The organism is Pseudomonas sp. IT-P4, assembly GCF_949767755.1.
Lineage (GTDB): Bacteria > Pseudomonadota > Gammaproteobacteria > Pseudomonadales > Pseudomonadaceae > Aquipseudomonas > Aquipseudomonas monachiensis.
In genome coordinates, this window is record NZ_CATKPX010000028.1 from 43,138 (window position 1) to 61,151 (window position 18,014).

At 59.5% G+C, this 18,014-nt stretch carries 16 protein-coding genes and 4 tRNA genes; 7 read left to right on the plus strand and 13 right to left on the minus strand.

Features of this window, described 5'->3' with window-relative positions:
* Nucleotides 1–49: 49 nt before the first annotated feature.
* The gene (locus ACM6IT_RS11465; protein ID WP_414918023.1) at nucleotides 50–1,012 is read right to left on the minus strand and encodes a zinc-binding dehydrogenase; all 963 of its coding nucleotides are present in this window, start codon (nucleotides 1,010–1,012) and stop codon (nucleotides 50–52) included.
* Nucleotides 1,013–1,150: 138 nt separating this feature from the next.
* On the opposite strand from ACM6IT_RS11465, the gene ACM6IT_RS11470 reads away from it, so the two are divergent.
* Both ACM6IT_RS11470 and ACM6IT_RS11475 read left to right on the plus strand, forming a co-directional pair.
* Nucleotides 1,151–3,232: a carboxy terminal-processing peptidase gene (locus ACM6IT_RS11470; protein WP_223542399.1), complete on the plus strand. Its 2,082-nt coding sequence runs from the start codon at nucleotides 1,151–1,153 to the stop codon at nucleotides 3,230–3,232.
* Nucleotides 3,233–3,377: 145 nt separating this feature from the next.
* On the plus strand, nucleotides 3,378–5,144 hold the full coding sequence (locus ACM6IT_RS11475) for a bifunctional diguanylate cyclase/phosphodiesterase (RefSeq protein ID WP_414918024.1): 1,767 nt from the start codon (nucleotides 3,378–3,380) through the stop codon (nucleotides 5,142–5,144).
* Between the two features lie 24 nt (nucleotides 5,145–5,168).
* Here the strand turns inward: ACM6IT_RS11475 and ACM6IT_RS11480 are convergent, their stop codons facing one another.
* From ACM6IT_RS11480 to ACM6IT_RS11500, 5 genes are all read right to left on the minus strand, one after another.
* Nucleotides 5,169–5,576 (minus strand): hypothetical protein, encoded by a 408-nt coding sequence (locus ACM6IT_RS11480; protein WP_056721766.1) that lies wholly within the window; start codon nucleotides 5,574–5,576, stop codon nucleotides 5,169–5,171.
* Nucleotides 5,577–5,948 (minus strand): hypothetical protein, encoded by a 372-nt coding sequence (locus ACM6IT_RS11485; RefSeq protein WP_007898892.1) that lies wholly within the window; start codon nucleotides 5,946–5,948, stop codon nucleotides 5,577–5,579.
* A complete protein-coding gene (locus tag ACM6IT_RS11490; protein ID WP_414918025.1) occupies nucleotides 5,945–6,286 on the minus strand; it encodes a helix-turn-helix domain-containing protein in 342 nt (113 codons plus the stop codon). Before ACM6IT_RS11490 ends, ACM6IT_RS11485 begins: the two co-directional genes overlap by 4 nt.
* A 114-nt stretch (nucleotides 6,287–6,400) precedes the next feature.
* Complete coding sequence (locus ACM6IT_RS11495; protein ID WP_056721765.1) at nucleotides 6,401–6,856, minus strand: YkvA family protein; 456 nt, start codon at nucleotides 6,854–6,856, stop codon at nucleotides 6,401–6,403.
* Nucleotides 6,857–7,148: 292 nt separating this feature from the next.
* The gene (locus tag ACM6IT_RS11500) at nucleotides 7,149–7,865 is read right to left on the minus strand and encodes an FKBP-type peptidyl-prolyl cis-trans isomerase (RefSeq protein ID WP_056721763.1); all 717 of its coding nucleotides are present in this window, start codon (nucleotides 7,863–7,865) and stop codon (nucleotides 7,149–7,151) included.
* A gap of 268 nt (nucleotides 7,866–8,133) precedes the next feature.
* Between ACM6IT_RS11500 and ACM6IT_RS11505 the strand changes: the two genes are divergently transcribed.
* Together ACM6IT_RS11505 and ACM6IT_RS11510 are read left to right on the plus strand one after the other, a co-directional pair.
* Nucleotides 8,134–9,936, plus strand: coding sequence for a di-heme-cytochrome C peroxidase (locus tag ACM6IT_RS11505; protein WP_414918026.1), 1,803 nt, complete (start codon nucleotides 8,134–8,136; stop codon nucleotides 9,934–9,936).
* Between the two features lie 28 nt (nucleotides 9,937–9,964).
* Entirely contained in the window at nucleotides 9,965–11,101 is a 1,137-nt protein-coding gene (locus ACM6IT_RS11510) for a catalase family protein (protein WP_414918027.1), read from the plus strand.
* A gap of 128 nt (nucleotides 11,102–11,229) precedes the next feature.
* Here ACM6IT_RS11510 and ACM6IT_RS11515 read toward each other — a convergent pair.
* The 4 genes from ACM6IT_RS11515 to ACM6IT_RS11530 form a co-directional block, all read right to left on the minus strand.
* Nucleotides 11,230–11,306: transfer RNA gene (locus tag ACM6IT_RS11515), tRNA-Asp, on the minus strand.
* Between the two features lie 19 nt (nucleotides 11,307–11,325).
* Nucleotides 11,326–11,401: transfer RNA gene (locus ACM6IT_RS11520), tRNA-Val, on the minus strand.
* A gap of 200 nt (nucleotides 11,402–11,601) precedes the next feature.
* Nucleotides 11,602–11,678: transfer RNA gene (locus ACM6IT_RS11525), tRNA-Asp, on the minus strand.
* Between the two features lie 19 nt (nucleotides 11,679–11,697).
* Nucleotides 11,698–11,773: transfer RNA gene (locus ACM6IT_RS11530), tRNA-Val, on the minus strand.
* 159 nt (nucleotides 11,774–11,932) lie between these two features.
* Here ACM6IT_RS11530 and rdgC point away from each other — a divergent pair.
* From rdgC to sugE, 3 genes are all read left to right on the plus strand, one after another.
* On the plus strand, nucleotides 11,933–12,853 hold the full coding sequence (rdgC, locus tag ACM6IT_RS11535; protein WP_007969735.1) for a recombination-associated protein RdgC: 921 nt from the start codon (nucleotides 11,933–11,935) through the stop codon (nucleotides 12,851–12,853).
* 148 nt (nucleotides 12,854–13,001) lie between these two features.
* Nucleotides 13,002–13,967 carry a bile acid:sodium symporter family protein gene (locus tag ACM6IT_RS11540; protein ID WP_414918028.1) on the plus strand — a complete coding sequence of 322 codons (966 nt, stop codon included), beginning with the start codon at nucleotides 13,002–13,004 and terminating at the stop codon, nucleotides 13,965–13,967.
* Between the two features lie 118 nt (nucleotides 13,968–14,085).
* A complete protein-coding gene (gene sugE, locus ACM6IT_RS11545) occupies nucleotides 14,086–14,400 on the plus strand; it encodes a quaternary ammonium compound efflux SMR transporter SugE (protein WP_007977599.1) in 315 nt (104 codons plus the stop codon).
* A 65-nt stretch (nucleotides 14,401–14,465) separates the two neighbouring features.
* On the opposite strand, the gene ACM6IT_RS11550 is transcribed toward sugE, so the two are convergent.
* The 3 genes from ACM6IT_RS11550 to ACM6IT_RS11560 all read right to left on the minus strand — a co-directional run bounded on the left by ACM6IT_RS11550 (nucleotide 14,466) and on the right by ACM6IT_RS11560 (nucleotide 18,004).
* Entirely contained in the window at nucleotides 14,466–16,340 is a 1,875-nt protein-coding gene (locus ACM6IT_RS11550; protein WP_414918029.1) for an MFS transporter, read from the minus strand.
* Between the two features lie 97 nt (nucleotides 16,341–16,437).
* Nucleotides 16,438–17,589, minus strand: a complete 1,152-nt coding sequence (locus tag ACM6IT_RS11555) for a TDT family transporter (RefSeq protein ID WP_414918030.1) — start codon at nucleotides 17,587–17,589, stop codon at nucleotides 16,438–16,440.
* A gap of 103 nt (nucleotides 17,590–17,692) precedes the next feature.
* Nucleotides 17,693–18,004 carry a cupin domain-containing protein gene (locus ACM6IT_RS11560; protein WP_056721754.1) on the minus strand — a complete coding sequence of 104 codons (312 nt, stop codon included), beginning with the start codon at nucleotides 18,002–18,004 and terminating at the stop codon, nucleotides 17,693–17,695.
* Nucleotides 18,005–18,014: the final 10 nt, after the last annotated feature.

The following is an 18,014-nucleotide window of genomic DNA, read 5'->3' on the forward strand; positions in this document are numbered from 1 at the left end:
CCATGTAGGAGCTGCCGCAGGCTGCGATCTTTTCAAAGCCAACCCGATATCAGCTCAGGCTCTCGTCAATCACCAACACCACCTTCCCCGCCACGGTATTGCTCGCCAACTCGGCAAACGCGGCCTCGGCATCCTTGATCGGAAAAGCTTTGGCCAATTGCGGGCTCAAGCGCCCCTCGGCAAACAACGGCCACACATGCAGGCGTAGATCACTGAACAGATCTGCCTTGAACTGATCATCACGACTGCGCAGTGTCGAACCCAGCAACTGCACACGCTTGGCCAATACCTGAGCCAGATCCAGCTTGGCCTCACGGCCACCCATCAGACCGATCAACACCCAACGGCCATCCTGGGCCAGCAGCTTGAGGTTCAAAGCCGCGTAATTACCGCCCACCGGGTCGAGAATCACGTCGAACGGCCCCAGATCCCGCAGGCTCTCCAGATCGCCATTACGCACCACGCCGCCCTGGGCACCGAGCGCTTCGCAATACGCCAGTCGCTCGGCGGAGCCGACGCTGACCCAGCACGGATTACCGAACGCCTTGCACAGCTGAATGGCCGCTGAACCGATTCCACTTGCCCCGGCATGCAGAAGCACTTTCTGACCCGGTTTGAGCGCAGCCAGTTGAAACAAATTCAGCCAGACTGTTGCATAAACTTCGGGCAATGCAGCTGCTTCGACCAGTGACATTCCGTCGGGAACCGGCAGCACATGCCGCCCGTCGACAACCACCTCTTCAGCCATCCCGCCCCCGGCCAGCAAGGCGCAAACCCGATCGCCAACCTGCCAGGAGGACCCTGCGCCAACCTCGCTGATGACCCCCGAGCACTCTAGACCGAGCACTTGACTGGCCCCCGGTGGCGGCGGGTAAAGGCCGGCTTTCTGCAATAAATCGGCGCGATTGAGACCTGCTGCCGACACTCGGATGCGAACTTGCCCTACATCGCATGTAGGACTCGGCTCATCAACCCACACCACTTGACCGTCAACGCCTTGCAATGCTTTCACAGTGCCTCCATAGTGAGTCTGGACTGAGCCCGAAGCTATAGCGCCGGGCTTTTTGCATTATGCGACCGGCTCCCAAAGAACCGGCGACTTCAAAGACGGCCTAATATGCGTTATCAATTGTCCCCGCGTCGAATCAGCATGAAGCATCTGTTCCCCAGCACTGCCCTCGCCTTGTTCATCGGTATCGGCTTGCTGCCGATGTCGAGCAATACATTCGCAGCCAATAGCTGGGACAAGCTTCAACCCGATCGTGACGAAGTGATCGCCAGCCTGAACGTCGTGGAGTTGCTCAAGCGCCACCACTACAGCAAGCCGCCACTCGATGACGCACGCTCGGTGATCATCTACGACAGCTACCTCAAGCTGCTGGATCCGTCGCGCAGCTACTTCATGGCCAGCGACATTGCCGAATTCGACAAGTGGAAAACGCAGTTCGACGATTTCCTCAAGAGCGGCGACCTGAACGCCGGGTTCACCATCTACAAGCGCTATCTGGACCGCGTAAAGGCGCGTCTGGACTTCGCCCTTGCCGAGTTGAACAAGGGCGTCGACAAGATCGACTTCACCGCCAAGGAAACCTTGCTGATCGACCGCAAGGACGCCCCTTGGCTCAAATCCACCGCAGAACTCGACGACCTGTGGCGCAAACGCGTCAAGGACGAAGTCCTGCGCCAGAAGATCGCCGGCAAGGATTCCAAGCAGATCCAGGAAACCCTGACCAAGCGCTACAAGAACCAGTTGGCGCGCCTGGACCAGACCCGCGCGGAAGACATCTTCCAGGCGTACATCAACACCTTCGCCATGTCCTACGACCCGCACACCAACTATCTGTCGCCGGATAACGCGGAGAACTTCGACATCAACATGAGCCTGTCCCTCGAGGGTATCGGTGCCGTGTTGCAGAGCGATAACGACCAGGTGAAAGTCGTGCGCCTGGTGCCGGCAGGTCCGGCGGACAAGACCAAGCAGGTTGCACCGGCCGACAAGATCATCGGCGTTGCCCAAGGCAACAAGGAAATGGTCGACGTCGTGGGCTGGCGCCTGGACGAAGTGGTCAAGCTGATCCGTGGTCCGAAGGGCACCGTGGTGCGCCTGGAAGTCATCCCGGCCAGCAATGCGCCGAACGACCAGACCACCAAGATCGTGCCGATCACCCGTGAAGCGGTGAAGCTTGAAGATCAGGCCGTAAAGAAATCGGTCTTGAACCTCAAGCAGGACGGCAAGGACTACAAGCTCGGCGTCATCGAGATCCCGGCGTTCTATCTGGACTTCAAGGCCTTCCGTGCCGGCGACCCGGATTACAAGAGCACCACCCGTGACGTCAAGAAACTGCTGACCGAACTGCAGAAAGAGAAAGTCGACGGCGTGGTCATCGACCTGCGCAACAACGGCGGCGGCTCCTTGCAAGAGGCCACCGAGCTGACCAGCCTGTTCATCGACAAAGGTCCGACCGTGCTCGTGCGTAACGCCGATGGCCGGGTCGATGTACTGGAAGATGAAAACCCGGGTGCATTCTACAAGGGCCCGATGGCGTTGCTGGTCAACCGCCTGTCGGCCTCGGCTTCGGAGATTTTTGCCGGCGCCATGCAGGACTACCACCGCGCGCTGATCATCGGCGGCCAGACCTTCGGCAAAGGCACCGTGCAGACCATTCAGCCGCTCAACCATGGCGAACTGAAACTGACCCTGGCCAAGTTCTACCGGGTTTCCGGGCAGAGCACCCAGCATCAGGGCGTCTTGCCGGACATCGATTACCCGTCGATCATCGACACCAAGGAAATCGGTGAAAGCGCCCTGCCGGAAGCCATGCCGTGGGACACCATCAAGGCGGCGATCAAGCCTGCGCTCGACCCGTTCAAGCCGTACATTTCTCAACTCCAGTCCGAGCATGACGTGCGTACGGCCAAAGATGCAGAGTTCGTGTTCATCCGCGACAAGCTGGCCCTGGCGCAGAAACTGATGGCCGAGAAAACCGTCAGCCTCAATGAAGTCGACCGTCGTGCCCAGCACGCCGACATCGAAGCCAAACAGCTGGCCATGGAAAACATCCGTCGCAAGGCCAAGGGCGAAGAACCGCTCAAAGAGCTGAAGAAAGAAGACGAGGACGCCATTGCGGCCGAGGATGACAAGACCAAACCGGAAGACGACGCCTACCTCAGCGAAACCGGGCGGATTCTGCTGGACTACCTGAAACTCAACACGGCAGTGGCCAAGCACTGAGTTTGTACAAACAAATGATGGCAATTTAATACTGACGCCCCTACGGGGTCATCAAACAGTCATCATTCTGTCGTGAAATAAAGGACCGGGCGTGCTCTTTTTACCAAGGGCACGCCCGGTCCTTTTTTTATTGCCAGAGACCGCCATGACCACAACCGAACAGCTGAGTGCCTTGAACTCGATCCTGAGTCAAAGCGGTTTACACAGTCTGTTCCAACCGATCATCAGCCTCTCTGAGCGACGCATCCTCGGTTACGAAGCCCTCAGTCGCGGCCCCTCCAACAGCCCTCTGCACTCCCCTGTCGCCCTGTTCGCCGTCGCCCGCCAGACCGGACGCCTGAGCGAGCTGGAAATTGCCTGCCGCCAAAGCGCTTGCCGACGCTTCAATGAGCAACAACTGCCTGGCATGTTGTTCCTGAACGTGTCCCCGGAGTCCCTGCTCGAAGCGGCCCATCAACCCGGGCGTACCCTGCAATTGCTGCAGGACTTCGGCATCCCGCCGAGCCAGGTGGTCATCGAGCTCACGGAACAGACGCCGACCGACGATTTCCAGTTGCTGCAAACCGCCCTGCATCACTATCGGGCGATGGGGTTTTCGATTGCGCTGGATGATCTGGGAGCGGGCTATTCAAGTTTGCGCCTGTGGTCCGAGCTGCGGCCCGATTACGTGAAAATCGACCGGCATTTCATTGATGGCATTCATCAGGATGCGCTCAAGCGCGAGTTCGTCGGCTCGATCCTGCAAATCGCCAAGGCCTCGCGTGCACAAGTCATCGCCGAAGGTATCGAGCTGGCCGAAGAACTCACGGTGCTGACCGAAATGGGCGTAGACCTGGTACAGGGCTATCTGCTCTGCCGCCCCCAGGAACACCCGCCACGGGATACCCGGGCATTGATGCCCCGACAGGACAGCACCGCCGTTGTACTGAGCGAAGACGCCAGCGACCTCAGCGCCCTGCTCAACGAACTACCCGCAGTGAACCGGGACACCCCGACCGCCACAGTGCTCGAAGCCTTTCGTCGCCAGGCCAACCTGAACTCGCTGGCGGTCCTGGATGAACAGGGTCAACCCTGTGGCATTGTCCATCGTCATTCGCTCTCCGACGCCCTGCTCAAGCCCTTTGCCACCGACCTGTTTGCCCGCAAACCCATCAGCCGGTTGATGAATGATGACTTCCTCGCCGTCGAACTGAGCCAGTCCCTGCAACAGGTCAGCCGCCTGATCACCAGCCGTGCCCGCCAGCGCATCGAAGAAGATTTCATCATCACCCTCAACGGCGGTTATCTGGGCCTGGGCCGGGTGATCGACGTGCTCAAGCTGATCACGGAACTGAAGATCCAGCAGGCCCGCTACGCCAACCCGCTGACCTTGCTTCCGGGCAACGTGCCGATCCAGCAATGCCTGACGCGGCTGCTGCAACAGCGACGGGAATCGGTGATCTGCTACGTGGACATTGATAGCTTCAAGCCCTTCAACGACATCTACGGCTATGGTCGCGGCGACGAAGTCCTGCTGTGCCTGGCGCAATGCCTGAACGACCGCGTCGATCCGTCCCGCGACTTCGTCGGCCACATCGGCGGCGATGATTTCCTGCTGGTGCTCGGTCCGCAAGACTGGCGCAAACGCTTGAACCAGTTGCTCGACGACTTCCAGAGCCAGTGTCGGCGCTTCTACCGCAGCGAACACCTGGAAGCCGGCTGCTTCATCGCACCCAATCGCCAGGGTCAGCGCCAGGAGTTTGCGTTGTTGTCACTGTCGATCGGCGTGGTGCATTTGCATCCACAGGCCTGTGGACAACTCGATGCGAGCCAGCTGGCGGAAATGGCATCACAGGCCAAGCACCATGCGAAGAACGTGCAGGGCTATAGCGTGCATGTGATTGATAGCCTGGTGGTTTCCGGGCATCGATAAGGGAGCTTTCCGGCATCAGTCCAATCAACGAGGCGCCGAGGAAGACTTCAGCTCTTCGAGCTTGATCGGCGCCAACGGATGCCCGGCCTTCGCCGCTATCTCCCAGAACCGTGCGGCCTCAACCGGATCCGGAGCCTTGCTCGCTGTCCCGGCCAAGGTGATCACGCCCACTTGATACGCCGCCTTGGCATCGCCCGCCAACGCCGCCAGGCGCAACAAACGCACGCCCTCCTCACGAGCACCGAGGCCGACGCCGCGAAACGCCAGGATGTGCCCATAGAAGCTCTGGGCGCCGACATTGCCCAGGTTGGCCATGCGTGCGAACTGACCTTCGAGCCAGCGCCAGCCTCGTGGCTGACGGACAAACCATGACCAGTGAAACAATCGGCGCGCGAGCCAGTAACCGGCCCGCGCCTTGAGTTGCAAGAACACTCAGGCCTCGGCCGATTCCGGGTATTCATACTCGAACACCCGCACCACTTCCGAAGCATGCCAGGACGCGGCGGCAACGCCGTCCGACGGCCCGGAGAAACGCCCGAGACGCTCGACACATTCAAAGAATCCGGTGCGCGGCAAGCGGCTGGCACCCTGACTGATCACCAGTGAACTGCGCAATGGCTGCTCCGCCCTGGCATCCAGGGCCGCCAGATGCTCAAGGGCCGCCGTCAGGGTTTGCATGGCCGGGGTCGGCAGCTGCAAACGCTCCAGCAATGCTCGATACGTCAACAGATGGCGCTGGCGACGCGCCTGATCCAGTTCGCCGAGCAACCCGTCCCAATGTTGACGACTGATGCGTACGCTCACGATTCATCCCTCCACCCTGGCACCGTCAATTCCCAGGCCAGGCTGCGGCGAATCGCAGCGTCGGGCAGACGCTCGCCGCTTTCGATCATGGCCAGGTAAGACGGGCTGATGCCTACCGTGCGGGCCAACGCCTCGATGGCGATGCCCTTCCCCTCGCGCAAACTGCGTAGTTGATCCAGACCCGGAAGAATCGTGTCTGGTGTTGCCGCCTGAGGCTTCGTGGCTTGAGGCGACGCTTGCTCCCTGATACCCGCTGCTTTCAGTAACGCCTGATACTGAGCCCATGGCAGAACCGCATATTCGGGCTCGCCTTCGCGTGTAATTATCTGAATATCCATCACTACCCCGTAGGACAACAACACTTAGCGAGTCAGTACTTTTCCCTAGAAGTGTAATCCTAACAGCGGCCAAGGTCGCGGGGGACATCAATCTGTGAACAGGCCGAAATCGACTCAGTGTTTTTTCGGGCCTTGAAGTTGAAGTTGCTCGGGGGTAGCAGGCAGACGCTCAACCACCGCGAGCTTCTCCGGCACCTGCCGCTTGCGCCAGGTGCGGAAGGCATTGAGCTCGTCGTCGAGCACTTTCATCAGCCATGCCAGTACTGCGATGTCATCGAACATGCCAAACAATGGAATGAAATCCGGAATCGCATCCACCGGGCTGAGGAAGTACATCAGGCCCGCGACCACCGAAACCAGCGCCTTGGGGCTGATAGCGCGATACTCACCACGCCAGTAGGCCAGGCAGAGTGCCTGCAACAGCTTCAAGTCGTCCTTGATCTTGCCCAAACGGTTGCCCTGGCTTACGCCTTTGCTGGCGACCGCGAACAATAGGCTCGGCAATCGACCCCGTGCCAGCAGGCGTCCGGCCAGTGGCAGGAAACGAGCGAAATTCCAGGGTGCTTTCATCATTCCTCCCGTTGAAATGTTATCCACACAAATTGTGGATAACCTTGTGAACAGAGCAGCTTTTCGCCGCTGTAAGCCCCGTGTTACAAGGCCTGCGTTCAGATCGGGCGTTTTTTACTCATCAAAAAAAACCCATAATTTCATTGACTTGGCGGCCTTGTGCGACTACCGCCAACACCACTATGCCTGAGACTCCGGCCTAGAGCGTCTGTTCGATTTGTTTACCCCTGCCGAACGCCAGATGCAACAACGCCCCGCATGAGCGAGGCGTTGTTATCGAAGCAGGCGCTGGTTACTTGGCAGCGGCGTCTTCTTTTGCCGGATCCTTGATGGCCAGCAGTTCCAGGTCGAATACCAGCACCGAGTTGGCTGGAATCGCCGGGCTTGGGCTTTGAGCGCCGTAAGCCAGGTCAGCAGGGATGTACAGCTTGTACTTCTCGCCAACGTGCATCAGTTGCAAGCCTTCGACCCAACCCGGGATCACACCGCTGACCGGCAGATCGATCGGGCTGCCGCGCTCGACGGAGCTGTCGAATACGGTGCCATTGGTCAGCTTGCCGGTGTAGTGAACGGTCACTACATCAGTCGGCTTTGGCTGAGGGCCATCGGCTTTCTGCACGACTTCGTACTGCAAGCCCGAAGCGGTGGTGGTCACGCCAGGTTTCTTGGCGTTTTCCTCGAGGAATTTCTTGCCGGCAGCGGCCGACTCTTCGCTCATCTTGGCCATGCGCTCTTCGGCACGCTTTTGCAGCGCGGCGAATGCCTCGACCAGTTCTTCGTCTTTGAGCTTCTGCTCTTTCTTGCCGACGGCGTCTTCGATGCCCTGGGCTACAGCCTTGGAATCCAGGTCATCCATGCCTTCCTGAGCCAGGCTCTTGCCCATGTTCAGGCCAATGCCGTAGGAAGCTTTTTGCGCCGGAGTTTTCAGCTCTACGCTGGTCTGCGAATCACAACCCGCAAGTACCAGGCCAACCAGGGCTACCGCCGCCGCCAACCGATGCTGTTTCATGCTATTTCCTTGTTCATGCGCCTAAAGGGCAATCGAGTAAAGCCGCGAGCTTATCAGGCCGCCACGACCAATGGCTACCGGCATGAGAGCCGGAAACAATTGATAAGTTCAGGTGTTTAAACGCTTTTCACTATTCGGCTGATGAAGCTTCTTTCACTTTGCGCCGACGCAGGCTGATTCCGGAACTACAACATCTGGCGTAATGGCCTCTTGCCGCACCCTGCGTACTCGGGCATAACCGCATGATAATTCGACAAGGAAGTTTATCTTGCGCCTCTTCTTTCGCTTGCTGGCTCTCGTCGCAGTACTGCTCGGACTGGTCATGGCCGTGGTGCTTTACTACGTTGCCGACCCGAAATTGCCGGCCTGGTCGCCTGCGCAACAAGTGCATTACCTGGAGCAATGGAGCGCCGCCGATCGCGAGACCTATTACTTCACTCCCCAGGGCACTCAGGTCAAAGGCTTGCGCTACGACTGGTTCACCGCCCTCGAACTGCCCTTCTCCCGACAACGCTTCGCCGCCCCCGAATACCTCGCCCGCTTCGGTTTCCTGGTGGACCCCGGCCAGAAGCCGACACCGAACAACCCCGGCAACCTCCCCGCAGGCTTTACGCGGCACCAGAATGCGGGGAGCACGGATATGTTTCTGGATATCACCTGCGCGGCCTGCCACACCGGTGAACTGCGATTCAAGGGCCAGGCCGTGCGTATCGATGGCGGCTCGGCGCAACATGTACTGCCATCCAGTGTTCCTACACTCAAAGGCGGCAGTTTCGGACAGGCCCTGGTGGCCAGCCTCGCCTCCACTTACTACAACCCTTGGAAATTCGAGCGCTTCGCACGCAACGTGCTCGGCCAGGACTACGAAACGCGCCACCAACAGTTGCGTAAAGATTTCAAATCTTCACTGGATACCTTCCTCAAAGTGGCCTGGAACGACACCCATCGCGGGCTCTATCCGACCGAGGAAGGCCCGGGGCGCACAGACGCCTTCGGGCGCATCGCCAACGCCAGCTTCGGTGATGCGATATCCCCCGACAACTACCGCATGGCCAATGCCCCGGTCGATTATCCGCAGTTGTGGGACATGTGGACGTTCGAATGGGTGCAGTGGAACGGCTCGGCGAAACAACCGATGGCTCGCAACATCGGCGAGGCGCTGGGCGTGGGCGCCACGCTGAACTTCTTCGACAAGAGCGGCCAGCCGCTGACGGGTGATGCCCGCTACCCCTCCAGCGTCCGCGTGCGCGATCTGCACCTGATCGAACAAACCCTGCAACGACTTTCACCTCCGGCCTGGCCTGAAGAACTGTTTGGCCAGGTCGACAAAACCCTGGCAGCCAAGGGCCGTGCCTTGTTCGCCGAAAACTGCGCAGGTTGCCATGTGCCGCGCACCAGCCAGAGCGAGGGACGATACGTCCAGCACCTGAAAATGCTCCCGGTGGATTACATCGGCACAGACCCCGGCGCGGCCAACAACATCGCCGACCACCGCTTCGACCTCACAGCTTTGCAATGGAAGCAGGCGGAACTGGAAAAACTCGATGTCGAGCCAAAGCCCACCGAACCACTGGACCTGAGCAAAATGTCCGTGGCCAAGGGGCTGGCCTATGTCACCGCTTTTGTCCAGGACCGCGCCTATCAAGACGCCAACGTCACCCCTGCCGAGCGCCCTGACATGGACGGTTTCGGCCTGCCGATCGGTGTGCGCGAATTGCGTTCGTACAAGGCCAGGCCATTGGCGGGTGTATGGGCGACAGCGCCGTACCTGCACAACGGTTCGGTCCCGAGCCTTTATCAATTGCTGTCGCCTCAGGATGAGCGTGCGACCACCTTCTATAGAGGCACGTTCGAATACGACCCGGGACACCTGGGTTACCGCACCGAAGCCTTTACCAACGGGTTCCTGTTCGACACACGAATCACCGGCAACCACAACAGCGGCCATGAATTCCGGGCCGGCAAACTCGGCAATGGTGTGATCGGCCGCGGATTGCAGCCACAAGAACGCTGGGCACTGCTGGAATATCTGAAAGTGCTGGGCGGCCCGCTGGAAGCGCAATTGCCATGACCACAACCGCAGTTAAAAGGACGTTCCCATGCTGATAACTCTCTGGCTGCGCCTGGGCGCCGTCCTCGCCAGCCTGTTGCTGTGGTTGCTGGGTCTCGGCGTGCTGGGCTGGGCCCTGGCCGGCGCCTGGTTTGCCTGGCAGCATCGCGGGCCGGTTTCGGCGCAGGAGTTGATGGCGGACGACGAAGCCGCGATGACCCGGGACATCATCCAGACTGCCGTGCGCATCGTCGATCAGCACCGTGAAAGCACCCGCTACCTGCGCGACGCCCATGCCAAGGCCCACGGCTGTGTGAAGGCCGAGGTTCAGGTGCTGCCGGAACTGCCAGGCGAACTGCGTCAGGGCGTATTCAGCGAGCCGGGCAAAACCTGGCAAGCGACGATGCGCCTGTCCAACGGCAATGCCTACCCGCAGTTCGATAGCATCCGCGACGCCCGGGGCATGGCGATCAAACTGTTCGATGTGCCGGGCAAGCAACTGTTGAGCGACCGGCAGGGGCGAGGCGAACAGGACTTTGTGATGTTCAGCCACCCGAACTTCTTTGTCAGTGATGTCGCCGAATACCGTCAGAACGTCGCCGCCCAGGCCGACGGTAAAAAGCTGATGGCCTTCTTCCCCGGTCGGGATCCACGCGCCTGGCAGGTTCGCCACCTGTTCATTGCCCTGGCGACACTGGCCCCTGCCCCGTCGAGCCCGACCCAGACGACGTACTTTTCGGTTTCACCCTACAAATTCGGTGAAGCCAATGCGAAATTCCGGGTCATGCCCGATCCGGATAACTGCCCGGCCTACAACCTGCCGGAACAGAATCGCAAGTTGCCGAACTTCCTGCGCAATGCGCTGAACCAACAGCTGTCGACCGACCGGGTGCCCGTGTGTTTCGCCTTGCAAATCCAGCGACAGGACGCCAACCAGTACATGCCGATCGAAGACACCAGCATTGAGTGGCGCGAGAGCGATGCGCCCTTCGAGACGGTGGCACGGATCAAGGTGCCGGCGCAGGACTTCGATACGCCGGCGCTAAACCTGCAATGCGACAACCAGTCGTTCAATCCCTGGTTCGGCGTCGAGGCGCACCGCCCCATCGGCGGGATCAATCGCCTGCGCAAGGCCGTGTATGAAGCCGTCAGCGACTACCGACACAGTCGCAACGCCGAGCAATAATCGAGCAGGCACAAAAAAAACGATCCTCGGATCGCTTTATGGTCTGGCCAAACGCCAGACAGCAAAAAGCCCGCACTAGGCGGGCTTTCTGTGGTGACCTGGCGTTCAGTGTTCCAGGTTACCGAATATGGCGCAGCGGACGGGACTCGAACCCGCGACCCCCGGCGTGACAGGCCGGTATTCTAACCGACTGAACTACCGCTGCGCGTAGCGTTGAAAGTAAGTGGTGGGTGATGACGGGATCGAACCGCCGACATTCTGCTTGTAAGGCAGACGCTCTCCCAGCTGAGCTAATCACCCTTTACCTTCGTTGCGGGGCACATTATGCCACAGGTTTTTATAAAGTGTTGATTTATTTGAAGTTTTTTTTCAAAAAATCTACAAACCGGTGAAACGATGCAACCCACAGGAACAACAGACAAACTTGAGGCAGAAAAAAACCCGCCTAAGCGGGCTTTTTCCGTGGTGACCTGGCGTTCAGTGCTCCAGGTTACCGAATATGGCGCAGCGGACGGGACTCGAACCCGCGACCCCCGGCGTGACAGGCCGGTATTCTAACCGACTGAACTACCGCTGCGCGTAACACTTGAAACGAATGGTGGGTGATGACGGGATCGAACCGCCGACATTCTGCTTGTAAGGCAGACGCTCTCCCAGCTGAGCTAATCACCCTTCGCTTCGGTGTGGCGCGCATTCTACGGAGCGACCCAACCTCTGGCAAGCACTTTTTAAAATAATTTTCTCAGCCCTTCCAAAGGCTTAGAGAAAGGTTGGCCTATGGCACGGCGAAGACAATAATGCCCCCCTTTGTATAAAGGAGAGACTCACCCCATGTGGTTCAAAAACCTGCTTATCTATCGCCTGACCCAAGATCTGCCTGTTGATGCCGAGGCGTTGGAAACTGCACTGGCCACCAAACTGGCGCGCCCATGTGCAAGCCAGGAGTTGACCACCTACGGTTTCGTCGCGCCGTTCGGCAAAGGCGAAGATGCGCCACTGGTGCACGTCAGCGGTGACTTCCTGCTGGTGTCCGCGCGCAAGGAAGAACGTATTTTGCCGGGTAGCGTCGTGCGTGACGCGGTCAAGGAAAAGGTCGAAGAGATCGAAGCCGAGCAAATGCGCAAGGTCTATAAGAAGGAACGCGATCAGATCAAGGATGAAATCATCCAGGCCTTCCTGCCCCGCGCCTTTATCCGCCGCTCGTCGACCTTCGCCGCCATCGCGCCGAAACAGGGTCTGATCCTGGTCAACTCGGCCAGCCCGAAACGCGCCGAAGACTTGCTGTCCACCCTGCGCGAAGTGATCGGCACCTTGCCGGTGCGCCCGTTGACCGTGAAGATGTCCCCGACCGCGACCATGACCGAGTGGGTCACCACCCAGAAAGCCGCGGACGATTTCTTTGTGCTGGACGAGTGCGAACTGCGCGACACCCACGAAGACGGCGGCATCGTGCGTTGCAAGCGCCAGGACCTGACCAGCGAAGAAATCCAGCTGCACCTGAGCACCGGCAAAGTGGTCACTCAACTGTCCCTGGCCTGGCAGGACAAACTGTCGTTCGTCCTCGACGACAAAATGGTGGTCAAGCGCCTGAAGTTCGAAGACCTGCTGCAAGACCAGGCGGAACAGGACGGCGGCGACGAAGCCCTGGGCCAACTGGACGCCAGCTTCACCCTGATGATGCTGACCTTCGGCGACTTCCTGCCGGCGCTGGTTGAAGCGCTGGGTGGTGAAGAGACTCCGCAGGGAATCTAAAAGCTTGTGATCTCAAACTGTGGGAGCGGGCTTGCTCGCGAAAGCGGAGCGTCGGTCGACATTGATACTGACTGATACTCCGCTTTCGCGAGCAAGCCCGCTCCCACATTTGGTTTTGTGGTGCTACTGAATAAAAAAGGATCAAGCCATGCGCGCACTGGCTGCATTGAGTCGTTTTGTCGGCAACACCTTCGCTTACTGGGTACTGATTTTCGCTGTCGTGGCGTTTCTGCAGCCGGCATGGTTCATCGGCCTCAAGGGCGCCATCGTGCCCTTGCTGGGGCTGGTGATGTTCGGCATGGGCCTGACCCTCAAACTCGAAGACTTCGCCGAAGTCGCTCGGCATCCATGGCGCGTGGCCCTGGGCGTGGTGGCCCATTTCGTGATCATGCCGGGCGTGGCGTGGTTGCTCTGCCAGGCGTTCCACTTGCCACCGGAAATCGCCGTCGGCGTGATTCTGGTCGGCTGCTGCCCGAGCGGCACCTCGTCGAACGTGATGACCTGGCTGGCCCGTGGCGACCTGGCGCTGTCGGTGGCCATCGCCGCCGTCACCACCCTCCTCGCCCCGCTGCTGACCCCGGCGTTGATCTGGCTGCTGGCCTCGGCCTGGTTGCCGGTGTCGTTCATGGAGTTGTTCTGGTCGATCCTGCAGGTGGTGCTGTTGCCGATCGTGCTGGGCGTGGTTGCCCAACGAGTGCTCGGCGACAAGGTTTGCCACGCCGTGGACGTATTGCCGCTGGTATCGGTGGTCAGCATTGTGATCATCGTCACGGCAGTCGTCGCCGCCAGCCAGGCGAAGATCGCAGAGTCCGGTCTGTTGATCATGGCCGTGGTCATGCTGCACAACAGCTTCGGCTACCTGCTGGGTTACTTCACCGGGCGCCTGTTCAAGCTGCCTCTGGCCCAGCGCAAGTCCCTGGCCCTGGAAGTCGGCATGCAGAACTCCGGGTTGGGCGCCGCGTTGGCGAGCGCACACTTCTCGCCGTTGGCGGCAGTGCCAAGTGCACTGTTCAGTGTGTGGCACAACATTTCCGGGGCATTGCTCTCCACGTATTTCCGCCGCATGAGCGAGAAACAGGACCGGGAATTGGCGGCGCAACAGGTCAGTGACTGAGTTGAAAACTTGATCCCCGGGTTAATGCTGGGCACTATATTGCGCAACGCGAGGACGACCTCGCGGCTCGATCGAGTCATTAATCAGGGGACGACCCCGTCAGACGATGGAGGTCTTCATGTCCTGGATCATTCTGTTTTTCGCCGGCCTGTTCGAAGTCGGCTGGGCCGTCGGCCTCAAGTACACCGACGGCTTCACCCGCCCGCTCCCCACCGTGTTGACCGTCGCGGCCATGGCGATCAGCCTTGGCTTGCTCGGCCTTGCAATGAAAGAATTGCCGCTGGGTACGGCCTATGCGATCTGGACCGGTGTCGGCGCCGTTGGCACGGTGATCGCCGGGATCATCCTGTTTGGCGAATCCATGGCGCTGGTGCGGTTAGCGAGTGTGGCGTTGATTATTTCCGGGCTTGTTGGCCTGAAGGTCAGCGCTTAACTTTCAGACCGCCATCGTCGGATCGCCGCCCGGAGATCCGACGATGAGGCCCGTTCAAACAACCATTATCTGACAGCCCCGCGCAACTCCCCCACCAACGCCTGCAACTTCGCCGGCTCCGCCACTTCAACCGCCACCGCCGGCCCCGCCACCAATGTCACTCGCGACCACAGGCGATGAAACAGTCCCTTGCCCGGATCGCGGCTGAAGAAACTCCCCCACAACCCCTGCAAGGCCAGCGGAATCACCGGTACTGGCGTCTCTTCGAGAATCCGCGTCAACCCGCCCTTGAATTCATTGATCTGGCCATCGGCGGTCAATTTACCCTCGGGGAAGATGCACACCAGCTCACCGTCCTTCAGGTACCGGGCAATGCGCGTGAAGGCTTGTTCATATATCTGGATGTCTTCCTGGCGCCCTGCAATCGGAATCGTCCCCGCGGTACGGAAGATGAAGTTCAGCACCGGCAGGTTGTAGATCTTGTAGTACATGACAAAGCGAATCGGCCGACGCACCGCGCCGCCAATCAGCAAGGCGTCGACGAATGACACGTGATTGCACACCAGCAACGCCGCGCCTTCATCGGGGATCAAATCCAGATTGCGATGCTCGACGCGGTACATGGAATGGCTGAGCAGCCAGATCATGAAACGCATGGTGAACTCGGGGACGATCTTGAAGATGTAGGCGTTGACGCCGATGTTCAGCAACGACACCACCAGGAACAGCTGCGGGATCGACAGCTCGGCCACACTCAGCAAGATGATCGAGACAATCGCCGACACCACCATGAACAAGGCATTGAGGATATTGTTGGCGGCAATCACCCGCGCCCGTTCGTTCTCCGCCGTACGTGACTGGATCAGCGCGTACAGCGGCACGATGTAGAAACCGCCAAAGACGCCCAGGCCGAGGATGTCGAGCAACACCAGCCAGGTGTGGCCGAAACCGAGGATCTCGATCCAGCCATGGCCAGTGGCGCTGTCCGGGATTCCACCAGAATGCCACCACAGCAGCAGACCAAAAACGGTCAGGCCGAACGATCCGAACGGCACCAGTCCGATCTCGACTTTGCGCCCGGAGAGCTTCTCGCACAGCAGCGAACCCAATGCGATGCCGACCGAGAACACCGTCAGAATCAGCGTCACCACGGTTTCGTCGCCGTGCATCCACTCCTTGGCATAGGCCGGGATCTGCGTCAGGTAAATCGCCCCGACAAACCAGAACCACGAGTTGCCGACAATCGAGCGTGACACCGCCGGCGTTTGCCCCAGGCCCAGCTTCAACGTGGCCCAGGACTGGCTGAAGATGTTCCAGTTCAGGCGCATTTGCGGCGTGGCGGCCGCCGCCCGGGGAATGCTGCGACTGGCCAGGTAGCCGAGCACGGCAGTGCCGATGATTGCCACGGACACCACCGGTGCGTAATGCGCCGAAGACATCATGATCCCGGCACCAATGGTGCCGGCAAGGATCGCCAGGAAGGTGCCCATTTCCACCAGGCCGTTGCCGCCTACCAGCTCATCTTCATGCAGGGCTTGCGGCAGGATCGAGTACTTCACCGGCCCGAACAACGCCGAGTGGGTGCCCATGGCGAACAGCGCCAGCAGCATCAACGACAAGTGATCGAACATGAAGCCGACGGCACCGACCGCCATGATGGCGATTTCCCCAAGCTTGATCAGGCGGATCAACGCGTCCTTGGCGAACTTTTCCCCGAATTGCCCGGCCAGGGCCGAGAACAGGAAGAACGGCAGGATAAACAGCAGCGCACACAGGTTGACCCATATCGAGCGGTCACCCTCGATGGTCAGCTTGTACAAAATGGCCAGGATCAACGACTGCTTGAACACGTTGTCGTTGAACGCCCCGAGGGACTGGGTGACGAAGAACGGCAGGAAGCGCCGGGTGCGTAGCAAGGTGAACTGTGAGGGGTGACTCATCTTCCATGTGTCCCTGATGATAGGTAACGAGTGGCCTGGATTCTTATTGGATTATCAAAAGTCGATCCAGGCCACACCTTACCTAATTCTTTGCCGGTTATTTCTTCAATCCGGCAATGCACGGCGAGACAAACAGCTCGCCACGCCAGGCGCCCAGCACCGTGCGCTTGCCGACGATCAGCCACATCACCGCCAGCAATGCCACCAGCACACAGCCAAAGACACCGAAGAATGTCAGGTTCAAGGTACTGGCCAGCTTCAACGTCGCCAGAGAATAGACGCCCAACGGGAAAGTGAAACCCCACCAGCCGAGATTGAAAGGAATGCCGGCCCGCAGGTAGCGCACAGTGATCAGCAACGCCATCAGCATCCACCACAGACCGAAGCCCCACAGGGTGATGCCGGCCACCAGACCCAATCCAGAGGCAATCTCACCGACTCCCGGCATACCGTTGGCCGCGAAAATCAACGGTGCGTCGCCGCCCAGTACCAGCATGCCCAGCGCACCGGTGCCGATCGGGCCAAGGGCCAGCCAGCTCGAAGCGGCCATGTTTTCGTGGGGCAGTTTATGCAGGGCCATGCGCAGCATCAGAATGGTCAGGATGCTGAAGGCCACCGGCAGGGAAAAAGCCCAGAGCACGTAGCTGGTCACCAGCACCGCCAGTTGCGAATGAGCGTCGGCCAAGTGCGGCGCCAACAACCCCCCGCTGACGGCCGCCACTTCAGCCGCGACCACCGGCAACAACCAGACTGCAGTCATCTGGTCAATGCTGTGCTCCTGACGGGTGAACATCATGTAGGGAATCAGCACGCCACAGGCCAGCGACATCGCCACATCCAGCCACCACAGCACCTCGGCGAGGTGAATCACCCCTTCGCCCCAGCGCGGCAGGCCAAACACCAGGAAGCCATTGATGATGGTCGCCAGGCCCATGGGAATGGTGCCGAAAAACATCGAAACCGTGGAGTGGCCGAAAATACGTCGCGCTTCGTCGAAAAACAGCACCCAACGCGCCGTGTATAGCGCGGTAAACAGCAGGAACAGAGCGATATTGAACAGCCAGAGGGCTTCGGCAAAGGCGTGTAAGGCAGGTGTGGCGACCGGCAATTGCGCCAGTGCCAACGCCAGCACGCCGGTGCCCATAGTGGCCGCGAACCAGTTGGGGGTGAACTGGCGGATCACCTCGCGGGGATGCTGCAAGTGACTGAAAGGTTTCATTCCGGGCTTGATGCTATTGGCGCATGTCATGGCGAACTCCTGTCCTCTCGTGAGGTAGAGCCCATGTTAGATCCGAATAGAATATCTATATAACGGGTAATATCTCTATATCTTATCGATATCACTTATATAGTCAGACACTCCCTTCCGATTCGATCACCAATATCCGGGCCGGTCCTAGCGGATGTGCCACATGCTCAGTGCCAACCGAGGCATGGAAAATGTCACCGACCTCCAGCAAGGCCTCCCGCTCCAGCCCCTCTTCGCGATAACGCATCCGCACCTGGCCATCGAGCACCACGAACACTTCCTCGCCATCGTTGACGTGCCACTTGTAGGGTTGATCAGTCCAGTGCAGGCGCGTGGTGATGCCGTTCATGCTGGCGATGTCCAGCGCGGCCCAGGCACGCTCGCCAGTGAATGATTTGCTGCGGATGATCTTCATGGTCCGATCC